Raw genomic sequence first — 15,124 nt, forward strand, 5'->3', positions numbered from 1 at the left:
CGGCGGGCTATGCCATGACGATGCGGCACGGGGGTGTGAGCGACCGTGTGACGAATCGGCCGCCTCGGCGCCGGCGAACCGGCGCGGACGCACACGCTTCTTCACACGTCGACACCGCAGGCTTCTACTCATCCTCCGGAGCGGACACGCGTCACCGTGTCCGGGAGAAGGGAATCCATGAACAGGGTGCAAGCCGTACACGCCGCCAAGGAAACGGGAGCGAAGGCGTCGTCGGCTTCGACCGTCAAAGTGTGCCACCGGCCGCCGGGGTGGGACCGAGAGGTGACGGGCGGACCGGGGCCACCGGGCTCCTAAGACGGGAGGGGCCCGGTCGGCCGGGTGCGCGGATCCGTCGTCGGACCGCGCACCCGGCTCCGCGGGCGGGCGGCCTGGCCCGCCCGCGACCTCGCGGTTTTCACGGCTCAGGCTTCCGACATCGGCTACGGGCCGCGCCGCCGTACAGGCAAGGAGAAGTACGTCATGGCCGGAAAGGCTGTCATCAGTTTGACCACCGGGTTGGAGGATACCGAGCGGGTCACCGTGGCTTTCCTCGTGGCCGTCGCCGCGGCCGAGGAGGGCCGGCCCACGCTCATGTTCCTCACCAAGGAAGCGGCCCGGCTGGCCCTGGAGGGCGTCGCCGTGGCCGTCGCGTGCCACGGCTGCCCGCCGCTGGCGGACCTCGTCGACCGGTACGCCAAGGCGGGCGGGAGCTACCTGGTCTGCCCGATCTGCTTCGACTCCCGCAAGCTCGACAAGAGCCTGCTGATCGACGGTGCCGAACTGGGCGGGACCGTTCCCATGTGGAAGTGGATCGGAGACGAAGGCGCGACCACCTTCAGCTACTGACGCGGGCCGCGTCGCCAGAGCGCTCTCCGCCGGTGTCCTCCTGGCTGGCGCGCTGATTTCGATCCGGACGGTAAGGCCGACATCCTCTAGCGGGACGGCACTTTCGCGATCTGGCCGATGAACGGCGCCCAGTTTAGAGGGTCTGTGGATCCGGGAGGGTACATCGCGTCGCGGTGGGAGTCTCTGGGCGTGACCCGAGATCCGGTTCCGACGGCCACCGCGGTCCCGGATTTCCGGAAACACCCGAGCCTCCGGTGGTAAACGTCAGGGCCAGGCGGCCATAGCCCGCCTGGCCTTTCGCCATGCTCCGGCGCCATATCGAACGCGGCGCGAGGGTCGTGCAGCGCCGTCTCACGCTCACGCAGGCGCCGCATGTCGGCGGTCGTCACCTGCGGGCGGGCTTCCGTCATGCTCCGGGTGGCGACCGCCGGGTCGGCGCGATGTCCTGTCGACACCCCCACCTGTGAGCCTCACCTGTGCGGCAACGCGATGGCAACACGGCCTGGATATCAAAGACTCGGCTCAGGAACAAGTGAGAGTTTCCGCGGAGTCGCCCGGCTGGGAATTCGGCGAACAAGCCGAATCCCAACCGGAATGAAGAGCGATGGGGGAGGAATGAACTCTGAAGGTCAATATCTGCTTCAGTGGTGCATAGGGTCGCCTTCGACAAACCGATCCGGTCAATAAGCGGGGACGTATTCATGCTTCGAATTTATGGCTACGCACAGGCGGATCCTGAGTTCTACGCCCCATTGTCACGGATTTCCGAGGCCGGGAGGCGATTCACACCCGAGGGTCTCTCCGACGGCTGGACCTGTGCCACTCACGACATATGGACCGTCTGGCGTCATCCCGAGGTGGTTACCCCGGACCAGGGATGGAAGGTGCACGTTTCCGCTCGCCTTGACCGCGCCGACTTCGTGCTGAACACGGTGGCGCGGGCCTGCGATGCGGAGAAGGTGGCCTTCAAGCACCTGTCCGCGGAGGCGTTCTTCCTGTTTGTTCATCACAAGCATGGGCCTAGGTCGCAGGCAGGGAAGTTCTGCGCCCTGTATCCGGCCGATGAACGGGCCGCCCTGCGCCTGATGGAACGGCTGGCGCGGGACCTCGCTGAGGAGGAGGGACCCTACGTCCTTTCCGATCGGCGCTTCCGCGACTCGCGCACGGTGCACTACCGCTATGGCGCGTTCCGGTCACGGAGCCGGATGCTGGCGAACGGCGATCGGGAAAGCCTGGTCCGCGACGGCAACGGCCTCGACGTACCGGACGTGCGGGGTGTCTCCTTCACGCCGCCTCCCGGCATCGAAGATCCTTTCACCGAGCCGCCGGACGGGGTGTGCGGGGGCCCGGTGACGATCCACGGCTATGAGATCGTCCAGGTCCTCCAGCACAGCAATGCCGGTGGGAGCTACCAGGCCAAGGACACCCGGACGGGCCGCATCGTGTTCGTCAAGGAGGCACGCGCGCACAACGGCCTGTTCTGGGATCGCACCACGGCCGTCGACCGGCTACGACGGGAACATCGGGTGCTCACCGAGATCCACCTGGCCGTCCCCGGCGCCTGCCCCGAACCGTTGGACTACTTCCAGGAGTGGGAACACGAGTTCCTGGTGACCGAGTTCGTCGAAGGAACACCACTGAACAGGTGGATGGCCCGGCACTCGCCGCTGATCCAGTCCGGTCGGAGCGTGGCCGACTTCGACGCCTTCTACGGCAGCTGCACGCGGTTCCTCGACGAGCTGGACCATGCCCTCGGCCGCATCCACCAGGCCGGCTACCGCTATGGCGATCTCAATCCTCGAAATGTGATGGTGAGCCCCGCCGGAGCCAGGCTGATCGACTTCGAGTCGTGTGAACACCGCACCGCTCCACTCATCCGCATGGGTGCGAACGGATACATACCGCCCGAGGAACTTGCTCTGGAGGGCCCTTTCGCCTGGGACGAATACGGTCTTTCCGCCGTCGCACTGGGCCTGATCATGCCATTGCACTCGGTGATCCAGCGGAGTTCGGGAAACCTGCGCCTGCTGCGCAGGGACGTCGAGCGGCACGCTCCCGTTCCCGCCGAGCTCTGGCGGCGTGCCACCCGGTTCCACAACGAGCGGGACACGGCACAGCGGCTCCCCACGCCCGAGGAGCTCGACGAACGACCGCGGGAGAGCCTTGGACGGTTCGCCGAGCAGGTCAGGATCGGGCTGGCCGACATGGTCGGCGTCGAGCGGCTTGATCGAGTCTTCCCCACGGTTCCCCGCGGGTACGAGACGAACCTGCTCTCCGTCGCCTACGGCTTGGCCGGCATCCTGCACGCCTTGCAGGTCACCGGCTCCACGATCCCGGCCGAGCTGGTCGAACGTCTTCGCGTCCAGGCAGTGAACGGCGGCGCCGACCTTCCACCGGGACTGCACATCGGGGCGGCCGGCGTCGGCTGGATTCTCGCCGATCTCGGGCTTCTCGACGAAGCCGGTGACCTGCTCACGGGCGCTGCCCGTCATCCTGTGCTGGGTACGTCGACCACGCTGGGCGAGGGGCGGGCCGGCATCGGTATGGCGGCTCTGCGCATGCACCTTGGCACCGGCGAGCAACGTTTCCTCGACATGGCCGTCGCCTCGGGCGAGGCCATTGTCGGCACGGGCGATCTGCGCTCGACATTGGGACCGGACAACGCCCGCGGGCTGCTGCACGGCCGGTCCGGCCTCGCCCTGTTCCTGCACCGGCTGGGCGCCGTGACCGGTGACCACCGGTATGTGCGACAAGGAAGGCGTCTCCTGCATGGGGAGCTCGACCTGGCGATGGAGATGCCGGACGGTGCGCTCTCTTTCACCGACAACGATCTGACCAGGCGTTCCATGCCCTATCTGTTCAGCGGCTCGGCGGGTGTCGGGTTGGTGTTGGGCCGGTACGCGGCCGACGCCGCCGACGAGCGGATCGCCGCTGCCCTGCCACGTGTCCTCAGCGATTTCCATAAGAACTGCTGCGTGTTTCCCGCGCTGTACTGCGGTCTGGCGGGTCTGGCGTTCGCGCTCGCGGACTACGCCGACGTCGTTTGGGATCCGAGAGCGGCGGACGACGCCGTGAAGGTCGCCACCGGCTTGGTCAAATACGCGATCGAAGGTGGGCAGGGCGTTCGCTTTCTTGGCGACGGAAACCTCAAGTTCAGCGCGGAGCTCTGGAGCGGCGGAGCGGGTGTACTGCTGGCCCTGCATCGGGTGCTGAACGGTTCTTCCGGTCATTTCCTGTTGCTCGATTGAACTCCACTCGATATGGGACTCCGGCCTGTGATCCGCTGGCCGGGAATGCGCTATCGATGGGGAGGGGGTGAAGATGATGTCTGATGTTCTTGCTCTTCAGGAGCTTGGTGTCGAGCAGGGTGTGGATGCCGCTGCGTATCCCACTATCGGTGAGATCAGCACGTTCAGCTGGTTTAGCTGCAGCTGATTTCTGCTGATATAGGTGAATGATGTGCGGCCGGTGTCTGGTTTTTCGGATGTCGGCCGTACCATTTGTTGGATCCTATTTCGCTCGTTTCGGGTTCCGGCCTGTGATCCGCTGGCCGGGAATGCGCTATCGATGGGGAGGGGGTGAAGATGATGTCTGATGTTCTTGCTCTTCAGGAGCTTGGTGTCGAGCAGGGTGTGGATGCCGCTGCGTATCCCACTATCGGTGAGATCAGCACAGCGAGCTTCTTCAACTGCAGTTGATGCCTGCGGATTCAGGTGAATGATGTGCGGTCGGTGTCCGGTTTTTCGGATGCCGACCGTATCATTTCCTCTCTCATATTCTGTGCGTCATTTGCATTGATTATCAGCCAACCCGCAAGATCGGCTCTGTGTCGGTATTCCGTTTCATACCCCGTCGAGTTCGCGTCGCGACAGATCGCGGGGCGGTGTCACCCGCCGGATCACATGGTGGTGCCGAATGCTTCATGGAGCCGTAGGCGCTATCGGCACGCGATAAGGGGGAGATTCGTGGCTGGGCCGACAGGCATCACATCACGAAGGCTGCGGAACCGGATGAGCCGGTTTCCGGGAAGTGTCGGATCCGAGACGAAGGAGCGACCATCCCTGGTTTTCAGTGAGTCACTGGGAATGCCACACGGTTTGGGAACGGAGCCCCAACCATGGGTGATCAACCTGCTCGGGCCGGTGGACGCGCGACGCGCGGGACACCTTGTCACATTGCCGCCACGGCGCAGGAGTCTGCTGACACTGCTGGCGCTCAGAGCGGGCGGCGTCGTCACGGCCGAGCACCTGGCGGACGGGCTGTGGGGCGAGGAGGCCCCGCCCACGGCCGTCCGCACGCTCCACGCCCACATCGCCAAACTTGGTTCCGTTCTGGGGGAACACGAAGGAAGACGGGTGATCCAGAGGCGGGACCCCGGCTACATACTGAACGCGGATGCGGTGCATGTCGATCGAGACAGGTTTGAGGACCTGGTCACGATCGGCCAGAAGTCCTCAGCGGAAGGGCGGTTCGCCGAATCGGCACGGAGCTTCGACGCGGGCCTGAGGCTGTGGCGAGGGGAGGCCCTGTCAGGTTGCCGAGTGTACGGGTGGGCCGCCGCCGAGGCCGGCTACCTGGAGGAGCTAAGGCTCCAGGCGTTTGAGGGCCTGTTCGCGGCGAGCTTGGCCGCGGGCGTGTATGACACGGTGGTCGGGAAGGTCGAGCGCTTGGTCGCCGAGTATCCGCTCCGCGAGCGGCTTTGGGAACTGCTGATCGTCGCGTTGCAGGTGACCGGCCGGTCCGGTGACGCGCTCATGACGTATCAGCGGGCCCGCCGCACGATCGTCGACGAGCTTGGCATCGAACCGGGGGAGGGGCTGCGGCACGTCGAGGCCTGCGTTCTTGAAGGGGCCACCGAACCGCGGTCGCTGCTTCGCCTGGCGGCGCCCACCAGGACGGGTCCGTCGGCCCCCGAACCGGCCACCCTGCCGCAGGAGATGAGCACCCTCATCGGGCGGAAAACGGACATCGCAGAGACAGCAGCCGTACTGAACACCGCCCGGCTGGTGACCCTGACCGGATTCGGGGGAAGTGGGAAGACCAGGCTGGCGGTCGCGGTCGCACGGGCGGTGGCGGCCGACTTCGCCGAGGTCGTGTTCGTCGACCTGGCCGCTACAGGCGACAAGGACGCCGTCGGGGACGCGATCGCGTCCGCGCTGGGCATCCGGCGAGAGCCAGGTGCTCGTAGTCTTGATCAACTCGCTCGGCGTGTCTCGCAGGCACGTGTGCTCATGGTTCTCGACAACTGTGAGCGTCTCGTGGGTGAGTGTGCGGATATCGCGCAGGTCCTGCTGACGCGCTGCTCCCATTTGAAGATCCTCGGGACGAGCCAGGAAGCTCTGCGCCTGCCGGGGGAGGTGGTCCGCGCCGTATCGGGGCTCGGCCTTCCGGATCCGGACTTGGTACGCACCGCCGCAGACCTTGTCGGCTACGACGCGGTCACGCTGTTCTGCGAACGCGCGGAGATCGGGGACGTCGCGGCGCTGTCTCCCGTGGACGCGCGCGCCGTCGCCGCCATCTGCGCGAAGTGCGATGGATCACCCCTCGCCATCGAACTGGCCGCGACCAGGGCGAGGTTGCTGACCCTGCCGGAGATCGCATATCGGATGAGGGACCCGTACTCGGTTCTCACGAACGGGCCACGCGGATCACGTCCGCAGCACCGGGCACTGCGCGCGACCGTCGAATGGAGCTACAACCTGCTCGGCGCCGAGGAACGCAGCGCCTTGCGACGGTTCAGCGTTTTCGGAGGCGCGTTCACGCTGGAGGCGGTGGCCGCCGTACATCCGGACCCGTCGGTCCTCGAAACAGTGGGCCGGCTGGTGGACAAGTCGCTCCTCAAGCCCCTCTTCACTCTGTCCGGGATGCGCTACCGGCTGCTTCGGACCATCCGGCGCTATGCACTTGAGCAGCTCACGGCCCGTCCCGGGGAGCATACTCAGGCACGCCGCGCCCATGCCACGCACTACCTGCGCTGTGCGGAGGAGACCGAGCGGCGACTTCAGGGACCGGAACTGGGTGACCTCGTGAAGGAGCTCGCCGAGCACCATGACGACATGCGGGAGGCGGTGAACTGGCTGATCGGCGACGACCCCGAGTCCGCGCTCCGCCTGGCCGCGGCGTTGTGGCGGTACCACCACCTGCGCGGCCGGTACGCGGAAGGGCGCGACTGGCTCAGGACGGCGCTCGCGGCGTCGGCCACCGGCATGTCGAGGCGGGTTCTGGCGAAGGCGTACTGGTCGGCGTCGAGGCTCGCCGTACTGGAGTGTGACTATCAGGAGGCCGAAGCGCTCGCGGCGTCGGCCTTGGAGACGTACGAGGCCGAGCACGATGACGACGGCGCGGCACGCTCCCTGGCACTCCTTGGTGAGATCTCCCGCGAACTGGGCGACGACGGCCGGGCGATCGAGCTTGGCCGACGGTCGTTGGCCGTGGCCGAGCGGGGTGGGGACGAGTGGGCCGCCGGTCACGCGTTGCGGTCTCTCGGCTTCGCCTCCTGGCTCCGCGGCGACTTTGCCGGAGCCGCGCTCCTGTCCAGCAAGGCGGCCCGGCTGTTCGACCGGTTGGGTGATAGCGAGCGGTTGGCCTGGTGCCGCCTTGACCTCGGCGCGGTGGCCTTCTACACGGGAGACCTCGGCGCGGCTTCCTACCACCTGGGCCTGGCGCTGTCGGCGTTCCTGGAGATGGACTTCGACGAAGGCATAGCCTGGGCGGAGAACCTGCTCGCCCTCGTGGACCTGCGGCTGGGTCGGCAGGACGCCGCTCTAGGACGCCTCGCCACCAGCCTGCGGCTGCACCATGAGCTGGGTGACCGGTGGCGTGCGGCCGTCGTCCTCGGCGCGCTCGCGCGCGCGGTCGCCGTCTTCGGCGAGGGTGAGTTCGCGGCCGAACTGCTCGGTGCGGCCGAGCACATCCGGCAGGAGATCGGGACACCCGTACCGTCCTGTGAGCGTGCCGCGTACGAGGAGACCCGGGCCCTCATCAGGGGCATGGTCACCGCCTCGGCTTACCAGGTCGCCGTCTCCTACGGCGTCGGTCTCGACATCGAACGACTGTGGCAACGGATCACAGGTCTGCTCAGTCCGGTGGCTTCGGGCACTCGCTGAACCACCGGCGTGTCACGCGTGATCGGAGTGAGTCGGCACGCTCCAGTCGCCCACCAGGTCGGCGTACCGGGGAGCGGTGGCGACCAGCTCCCCGTGCGTCCCGGACATCGCGGTCGTCCCGTCCAGAAGCAGGATCCGGCGGGCTCGGCGGGCGGAGCTGACGCGGTGCGCGATCACGATGAGGGTACGGCCGCCGGCGGCGAAGGCCTCCTCGGCGCGGGCCTCGGCGACCGGGTCGAGGAGGCACGTGGCCTCGTCGAGCACGACGACTCTGGCTGTGGAGACGTAGACCCGGGCGAGGGCGATGAGCTGGCGCTCTCCGGCGGAGAGGGTCGCTCCGCCGACGCCCAGCGGAGCGCCGTACCCGCCGAGGCGGTCCACCAGGGGGCGGATGCCGAGCGCGTCGACGGCCAGGTCGAGTTCAACCGTCGACGCGCTCGGGCGCAGGTAGGCGATGTTCTCCCGCAGGCTCCCGGTGAACACGTACGCCTCCTGCGGGAGCAGCGCCATTATGCCGCGAAGATGCGAGGCGTCGATCTCGGCGAGAGGGGTTCCGCCGAGCCGCACGGTGCCGGCCTGGGGGACGGCCAGACCGGTGAGGAGCGCGGCCAGCGTGGACTTGCCGATACCGCTCGGCCCCACGACCGCCAGGTGCTCCCCGTCGGGAACGCGCAGATCGAGGTTGTCGATGACCGGTGCCGCGTGCGGGCCGTAGGCGAAGGTCAGCCCGGTGACATGGATGTCGCCGGACTCGGGTGTGCCACGCCCGACGTGCTCGGGGGTCGGCGGGACCGTGCTCGTCTCGGCGATCCGGTGCAGGAGCACGCCCAACTGCCGGGCCCACGACGCGACGGTCCCGGTCAGCGAGTGAAGGGCCGGGCTCAGCGTGCCGACCAGATAGGTGGTCGCGCCCACGAGTTCACCGGGGGTCATCCGGCCGGACCGCAGCAGCCATGGCGCCGACGCCAGGACCAGGAGCACCGGCATCGTGTCCCCCAAGGCCACGATCACCGTTCGGATCGACAAGGTTCGGGCCAGGGCGAGGCCCGCTCGCGCTTGCGCCGTGGCCGCCTGATCGACGACTGCGCCCGCGCTGTCGACCGCGCCGGCCGCCACCACGTCGCGCAGGCCCTCGAAGGTGTCCGTGGCCACGCTTGCCATCGTCTCCTCGGCCAGGACCATCTCACGTTGGCGAACGGCGAGTGCCCGTGTCAGCCAGGCGAACAGCACCAGGCACAACGAAACCAGCGGAATCGTGATCAGCGCGACGACCGGGGCCAGGGCGGCCAGTCCGGCCAGCGCCAGAACCAGCGACGCGATCGCGGGTCGCAGGGTGCGCAGAAGCGCGGCGACCAGGTTCCGGACCGCCTCGGTCTGCCCGCTCAGCCGCGCCACCACGGCGCCGTCCTGGCGCTCGTTCCCCTCGACGGCACGTCGAAGAGCCGCCGACACGACGATCCGGACCATCGCGTCGCGCACCGGTTCCACGATCGCGGCCAGCCAGGGAAAGGCGTTTCGGGTCGCCGTTCCCTGGACCACCGCCGCCAGGCCGAGCACCCCCAACCAGGCCAGCCCAACCAGTGGCCGTCCGGAGAGGAAGCCCTGGTCCAACGCCGCCGCCACGGCGAATCCGGATATCAGCGCGGGCAGGGACTCGACGACCGACCACGCGCCGAGGAACATCAACGGTCGCCGCCGCCGGGCCAGCTCCCGGGTCAGCAGCCGCCACCCGGCCCGGCTCACCGTACGGTCGTACTTGGTCATGCCGACTCCCTCGCGCCCTCACCGGCCAGGTCCGCGCCGTCGGTCGCGAACATGGCGCGGTAGGCCGGTTCTCGCCACAGCAGGTCATGCGGCCCCGTGGCCCGTACTCGTCCGTTCTCCAGCCACACGACCAGATCGGCTCGGGCGGCTGTGCCGGCGCGATGCGCGACGACGATGCGCGTACGGTCGGCGAGCAGGCGGGTCAGGGACGCGGTCACCTGGGCCTCGGTCGCGGTGTCGAGGCTGGAGGTGGCGTCGTCGAGGATCAGCACACGGCGTTCACGGGTGACGGCACGGGCCAGACCGAGCCGCTGCGCCTCTCCTCCGGACAGCGGCGCCCGAGCCAGGGGGGTGTCGTAGCCTTCGGGGAGCCGTTTGACGAAGTCGTGTGCGGACACCTGCCGGGCGGCGTGTTCCACCTGCTCCCGAGTCATGTCCCGAGAGCCGTACGCGATCGTGCCGTGGATGGTTTCGCCGAGCAGGGCCGGCCGCTCGAAGGCGTAGGAGACCGCGCGCCGTAGCTGGTCGGGCCGTACCTCCGTCATCGATGCGCCGTCGAGCAGCACCTCGCCGCGGTCGGGAGCGAGCAGGCCTCCGGCAAGTGCGGCGAGCGTGGATTTCCCCGCTCCGGACCGCCCGACGACGGCGACCGCGATGCCGGCGGGAATCGCGAGATCGATCCCGTCGAGCAGCACCTCGCCGTCAGGGTGCACGGTCACCGAGCGGAACACGATCGCGCCCGGGCCCTCCGGCAGCGGCCGTTTCCCTCCGGGGCCGGGCGGCAGGGCCAGCACCTCGGCCAGCCGGGCTGTTCCGGCCCGGATGTGTACGAAGCCCATCAGCTTGTCCACCACGCCGAGCAAACCCAGTGCGACGCCGACATAACCGGCCACCGCGATCCAGGATCCAGGGGTGATCCGTCCGGCGGCCACACCCATCCCCGCCGTGGCGAGGACCGCGATCTGGGTAACCGGGCTGAGCAGGGCCACCTTCCACACCGCGCGGCGCTGGATGTTCCAGATCGCCCGGCCTGTCGCGGTGAGGTCGGCCAACGGCGTCAGAACCCGTTCGACCTCGCGATCCAGAGTCCCGCCGGCGCGGATGGACCGTGCCCCGGAGACCGCCTCCACCAGCCGGGCCGCGAGCGTCCCCTGGAGTTCCTGGTAGTGCGTGATCGACTGTGTCGCCTCGGCGGTGAACCGCCGGAACAGCGGGACTGCCACCGGCATGAACACCACGAAAACGGCCGCGAGCGTCCAGTCGATGAACACGAGCCCGACCAGCCCGCCGACGGAGAGGACCAGCGCGTGGACCATGGACAGGACGACCGACACAAGTCCGGAAGCCTCGGAGGCCCCCGTCACCATCCGGCTGCTCACATCGCCCGCCGCGAACCGGCGCCGCCCCGCGATCCCCGCCCGGAGAACCCGCTGGGTCAGGGCCCGGCGCAGCGACAACTCGACGACGATGCCGCTCGCCGAACCCGCCCACACGCTCAGCATGTCGATGACCAGGCCCGCGGCGAAAAGGGCTCCCAGCCAGGCGAGCGCCGCCTCGGCGTGCGCACCGGCGACGGCGGTGTCCACGGTTCGCGCGATCGACGCGGGCAGCGAAAGCGCGATCACCACATCGGCCGCGGACGACGCCACCAGCACGGTGGTCCAGACCGGCGCCCGCCGCACGGAGAACAGCAGCATGCGCGCAGGTGAGTTCACTTCCTGAGCCGTGATTCCGTCATCGTCATACAACCCGTTGCGCGGCCGGTCCACTCAGCCCCCGTAAGTATGTGAGGCGGAGTGGGTACGAATACCCACTCCGCTGCTTTGGTTGTGACTTCCCGGATCACCAGGCTGTTTGGTCAACCGCGTACCTTCGTACGGGGCGAACCGGCTATGTCGTCACGTGGTGGGGTACGTGTAGCTGGTGCAGGTGATCAAGTAGCAGGTGAGATTGCAGGTGACGGGCTTACACGGCTTGAGGCCTTCGACCTCTGAGATCGGTAGCATTTCCAGCGCGTGGATATCGATTGACATTTGTTTTCACCTCCTTTCTGAATAGTGGGCGACTTTCATTCCCGGGTGTCCTCCCGCTGGGTGCCCGATGGGTTTTCGCGCACGTCGAACCGGGAGGAAACCAAGGAAGCATGAGTTGTCCGGGCAGCAAGGGGGGGGCCTTCCGGCTCGGCCGTATGGCTCCTAAGGACGGAGAAGGCGACGGGTCGGTTCGGGACCCTGCTCACCGTGGCCTCCGGTGCGTGGTTCCAGATAGACGAAGTCCTGTGGTTCGTGCCGACCGGCACGGGGCAGGCATTCGCGGAGGTTGACCGGGATCACTTCGTCACCGCCGCTGTGCATGATGAGCAGGCGGGCGATGATCCGGTCGCAGAGCCGGGCGAGATCGCGTGAGCCCAGGTCGTCGGTCACCGGTGGGGCCACCGTGGTCGGCGATGAGGTCATAGGTCACACCTCCCCGGCCGGGTGGGCCGACTGGATGCGCCGCTGCCGGGTGTCCGGGTGTGGGCAGGTGAGGAGTTCGTCGGGCATCCACATTCGGGGGCCGCCGTAGCGCAGCCGCAGCAGGAAGGCCAAGGCGCCGCCGAGGCCGGTGTTGTAGGCCGGGTGGACCTCGGTGCCGGACTCGTCGGGCAGGACCATGAGTTCGTCGCGGAGGGTGTTGCGGGCGTACATCGCCGTGGCCAGTTCGGCGGCCCAGTCGTGGTAGCGCCGCTCACCGGTGAAATCGGCCAGGTCGAGCAGGAAGTCGGCGTCGCCGGACAGCCCGTGGCAGGAGCCGGTGCCCGAAGTCCACATCCCCTGGCGGATCGCGGCGCCGGCTTTTTCGGCGAGGTCCCGGTGGTGTTGTTCCCCGGTCGCGACCCACAGGCGAATCAGGAACGTGCCGACGCCTGAGGAGCCGCTGCACCAGTGCCGCATCCGGTCGCGGGAGGCGTTCTCCATCTCCCCGCCGGGCCACCAGGCCGCGTCGCCCTCGACGTCGGCCACGGCCGTCAACGTCCGTGCCGCACGCTGTGTCGCGTCCAGATACTCGGTACGGCCGGTGGCGAGCCAGGAGTACAGCAGGAACGTGCCGGCCCCGGCCACGCCGTGTGCGAAGCCGTAGTGGACCAGCCCGGCCAACTCCGAGTCGAAATCCTCCGGGATCGGCCATACCGTCAAGCCGTCCTCCCGCTCGTGGGCCGCTTTGAGCACGCAGTCGGCGGCTGTCACGATCCGGTCCCGCAACTCCGAATCGCCGGTCGCCAGCCACAGGTGCAGCTGAGTCATCCCGGCGCCGGCCGCGCCGTGGCATATGTCGTGGTTGGGCCAGACCACCGGTACCCGCTTGGCCAGTTCGATCGCCTGTGCGGCCATCTCGTCGTCGCCCAGCAGGCCGGCGGCGTCGTACAACGCCCAGGCCGTTCCCGACCGGCCGAAGTACAGCCCTGGAAGGAGGCGGGGAACGTCGTACCGGCGACGCTGAATCCACCGGGCCGCGGTCGAGGTCCCCTCATGCAGCCGGTGCCCGCCGAGCAGCCGGGCGCTGTGGGTGAGCACTCCCAACACCCCGCTCGCGCCGTGCTGCACATTGCACGGGTCGGTCGATTCGCCGGACTCGCCGACCGTCCACAGCCGGGGGCTCTTCGGGTCCATGGCGGCGAGGATGTGGCGCAGTCCGTCGCCGATCAGCCGGTCCACCTGAGTCGTCGGCAGACGCCCGTCGCCCGTTTCGCCGCCGGGGTCGACCGGCGTCAGGGTGGCCAGGAACTCCCGCGCCTGGGCCAGGGTCCACCGTTGCTCGGGATCATCCTTGGTCAGGCCCAGCACCAGCGGCGACAGCTGCCGCAGCGTCGGCATGTCCACGCCGAGGAGCCCGACGAACTCGGCCAGTCGTTCCTCGCCGGAACGGACGGCAGGCACATCCTTGGGCAGTAGCGGATCCACACCGGAAGCCAGGTGGATGAGCGTCGCGCCGAGGCTGTACAGATCCACCCGCTGTGAAGGAGCCCTGCCGAGCCTGTCCCCCGATATCTGCTCCGGCGCTCCGTAGGCGGGGGTGAAAGCCCGGTAGACGAGGGAGCCGGGAGGAACCGCGAGCTCCAGATCGATCAGACGCAGCCGGCTGTCCGGTGTGACCATGAGGTTGTTCGGATTGAGATCACGCAGCACCAGGCCCTGCTCGTGGACCGCGGCCACGATTTCCACGAGTCGGCGGGCTATGTCCAGGGCTTCGATCGGCGGCACCCCCCGGCCCCGCGACTCCGTGCACCACTCCGCCACCCGGTTTCGCAGGGTGACGCCTGGGACGAGCTCCTGCACCAGGAACAGGTTGTCCTGCTGGGTCACCAGCGCCACCTTGCGCGGCGCCAGCCCCAGCGGGCTCAGCAGATCGAGGACGTTCGCCTCGTGCCGCAGCGTGTCCTGCGCGTCCAGGCCGGTCGGCATGCTCATCACATGGGGTCGTGCCTGCTTCAGGATGACCTCGTCCCCGGTTCGCTGATCCGTTCCCCGGTAGACCCCGCCACGGTAGGAGTGCCGGATCGCCCTCGCCACCACGAACCGATCAGCGATCAGCACCGGCTTGGCGTCCGTGTTCGCGGCCGTGGGCTCCGGCTCGGGCAGCGGAGGCTCGGCCCACGTCGGCGGGCTGTACCAGGCCAGGCGCCGGTCTTTGTACGTCTTCCCGTCCGGGCCGGTCAACCTCGACTCGAAACTCCCGTCGTTGGTGAACACCGGCTCGGCGCCGAGGACGCCGAAACGGTAGTACACCAGGCTGCCGGGACGCAGCCGCCGGTCGGACAGGATCACCGGGCCTGGCAGGCCGTCGGTCGCGATGTCCAGTTCCATGGCGAGGTGGCGAAACCGCTCGTCGTCCCCGGGGTACGCGGTGATGAACTTCCCGCCGCTGCCGCGATCGCAGTTGACGGACAGCAGATCGGCCAGCCGATCCGGATCGCGGGCGAACTTGAACGCGCAGCCGGCCCCGATCAGGACCGTCGCGACACGCGCCAGCACGACCGGCGCGGACAGTTGCGTGGCCGACACGTGCAGCTTCCACCCCTGATCGAGGATCCGCCCATCGGGTGGCGTGAGAGAGCACCAGAACTTCCCCGGCTCGAACCTCCAGCCCCCGGCGCTCTCCCGCGCCAGCACCGCCAGAGCGATGTCCTGCAGCAGCCGCGAGTCGTCCACCGCTGCCGGGCCTTGTGCGCGCTGGGTCCCCTTAGTGCTCATACGTCCCCCGTCGTCATCTCGGCACGAGTCCAAGTGCGGGGTTGGACTCTGTGATCCGGCCACATCCTGAAGAAGAGGACGTGCACTCGTTCATGAGCGGACCCATTGATAACCAAAGGCTGTTGCCGTCGTGTTGTCACGCAGATGGCGGCCCACCGCCGCTGACGCTGCGGACAT

The 15,124-nt window shown here is 68.2% G+C and carries 9 protein-coding genes; 5 read left to right on the forward strand and 4 right to left on the reverse strand.

Annotated features, from left to right (window positions below; genetic code table 11):
* Nucleotides 1–339 precede the first annotated feature (339 nt).
* The 5 genes from RUR_RS24430 to RUR_RS24440 all read left to right on the forward strand — a co-directional run bounded on the left by RUR_RS24430 (nucleotide 340) and on the right by RUR_RS24440 (nucleotide 7,952).
* Nucleotides 340–846, forward strand: coding sequence for a DsrE family protein (locus RUR_RS24430; protein ID WP_283137508.1), 507 nt, complete (start codon nucleotides 340–342; stop codon nucleotides 844–846).
* 647 nt (nucleotides 847–1,493) lie between these two features.
* The gene (lanKC, locus tag RUR_RS24435; protein ID WP_283137509.1) at nucleotides 1,494–4,094 is read left to right on the forward strand and encodes a class III lanthionine synthetase LanKC; all 2,601 of its coding nucleotides are present in this window, start codon (nucleotides 1,494–1,496) and stop codon (nucleotides 4,092–4,094) included.
* A gap of 76 nt (nucleotides 4,095–4,170) precedes the next feature.
* Nucleotides 4,171–4,281 (forward strand): class III lanthipeptide, encoded by a 111-nt coding sequence (locus tag RUR_RS36850; protein ID WP_428847026.1) that lies wholly within the window; start codon nucleotides 4,171–4,173, stop codon nucleotides 4,279–4,281.
* A 152-nt stretch (nucleotides 4,282–4,433) separates the two neighbouring features.
* Nucleotides 4,434–4,544 (forward strand): class III lanthipeptide, encoded by a 111-nt coding sequence (locus RUR_RS36855; RefSeq protein WP_428847027.1) that lies wholly within the window; start codon nucleotides 4,434–4,436, stop codon nucleotides 4,542–4,544.
* Nucleotides 4,545–4,967: 423 nt separating this feature from the next.
* Complete coding sequence (locus tag RUR_RS24440) at nucleotides 4,968–7,952, forward strand: AfsR/SARP family transcriptional regulator (RefSeq protein ID WP_283137510.1); 2,985 nt, start codon at nucleotides 4,968–4,970, stop codon at nucleotides 7,950–7,952.
* Between the two features lie 12 nt (nucleotides 7,953–7,964).
* On the opposite strand, the gene RUR_RS24445 is transcribed toward RUR_RS24440, so the two are convergent.
* The 4 genes from RUR_RS24445 to lanL all read right to left on the reverse strand — a co-directional run bounded on the left by RUR_RS24445 (nucleotide 7,965) and on the right by lanL (nucleotide 14,947).
* A complete protein-coding gene (locus tag RUR_RS24445) occupies nucleotides 7,965–9,716 on the reverse strand; it encodes an ATP-binding cassette domain-containing protein (protein WP_283137511.1) in 1,752 nt (583 codons plus the stop codon).
* Nucleotides 9,713–11,413, reverse strand: coding sequence for an ABC transporter ATP-binding protein (locus tag RUR_RS24450; protein ID WP_283137512.1), 1,701 nt, complete (start codon nucleotides 11,411–11,413; stop codon nucleotides 9,713–9,715). The genes RUR_RS24445 and RUR_RS24450 overlap by 4 nt, the downstream gene beginning before the upstream one ends.
* A gap of 498 nt (nucleotides 11,414–11,911) precedes the next feature.
* Nucleotides 11,912–12,172: a hypothetical protein gene (locus RUR_RS24455; RefSeq protein WP_283137513.1), complete on the reverse strand. Its 261-nt coding sequence runs from the start codon at nucleotides 12,170–12,172 to the stop codon at nucleotides 11,912–11,914.
* 3 nt (nucleotides 12,173–12,175) lie between these two features.
* Nucleotides 12,176–14,947: a class IV lanthionine synthetase LanL gene (gene lanL, locus RUR_RS24460; protein WP_283137514.1), complete on the reverse strand. Its 2,772-nt coding sequence runs from the start codon at nucleotides 14,945–14,947 to the stop codon at nucleotides 12,176–12,178.
* Between the last annotated feature and the right edge of the window lie 177 nt (nucleotides 14,948–15,124).

The organism is Rhizohabitans arisaemae (assembly GCF_025996515.1).
GTDB classification, from domain to species: domain Bacteria; phylum Actinomycetota; class Actinomycetes; order Streptosporangiales; family Streptosporangiaceae; genus Rhizohabitans; species Rhizohabitans arisaemae.

Bases quoted from the DNA above. Each gene is read 5' to 3' on its own strand.
- lanL (WP_283137514.1), bottom strand. From the start codon at position 14,947: ATGAGCACTAAGGGGACCCAGCGCGCACAAGGCCCGGCAGCGGTGGAC.
- RUR_RS36850 (WP_428847026.1), top strand. From the start codon at position 4,171: ATGTCTGATGTTCTTGCTCTTCAGGAGCTTGGTGTCGAGCAGGGTGTG.
- RUR_RS24455 (WP_283137513.1), bottom strand. From the start codon at position 12,172: ATGACCTCATCGCCGACCACGGTGGCCCCACCGGTGACCGACGACCTG.
- RUR_RS24445 (WP_283137511.1), bottom strand. From the start codon at position 9,716: ATGACCAAGTACGACCGTACGGTGAGCCGGGCCGGGTGGCGGCTGCTG.
- RUR_RS24450 (WP_283137512.1), bottom strand. From the start codon at position 11,413: ATGCTGCTGTTCTCCGTGCGGCGGGCGCCGGTCTGGACCACCGTGCTG.
- RUR_RS36855 (WP_428847027.1), top strand. From the start codon at position 4,434: ATGTCTGATGTTCTTGCTCTTCAGGAGCTTGGTGTCGAGCAGGGTGTG.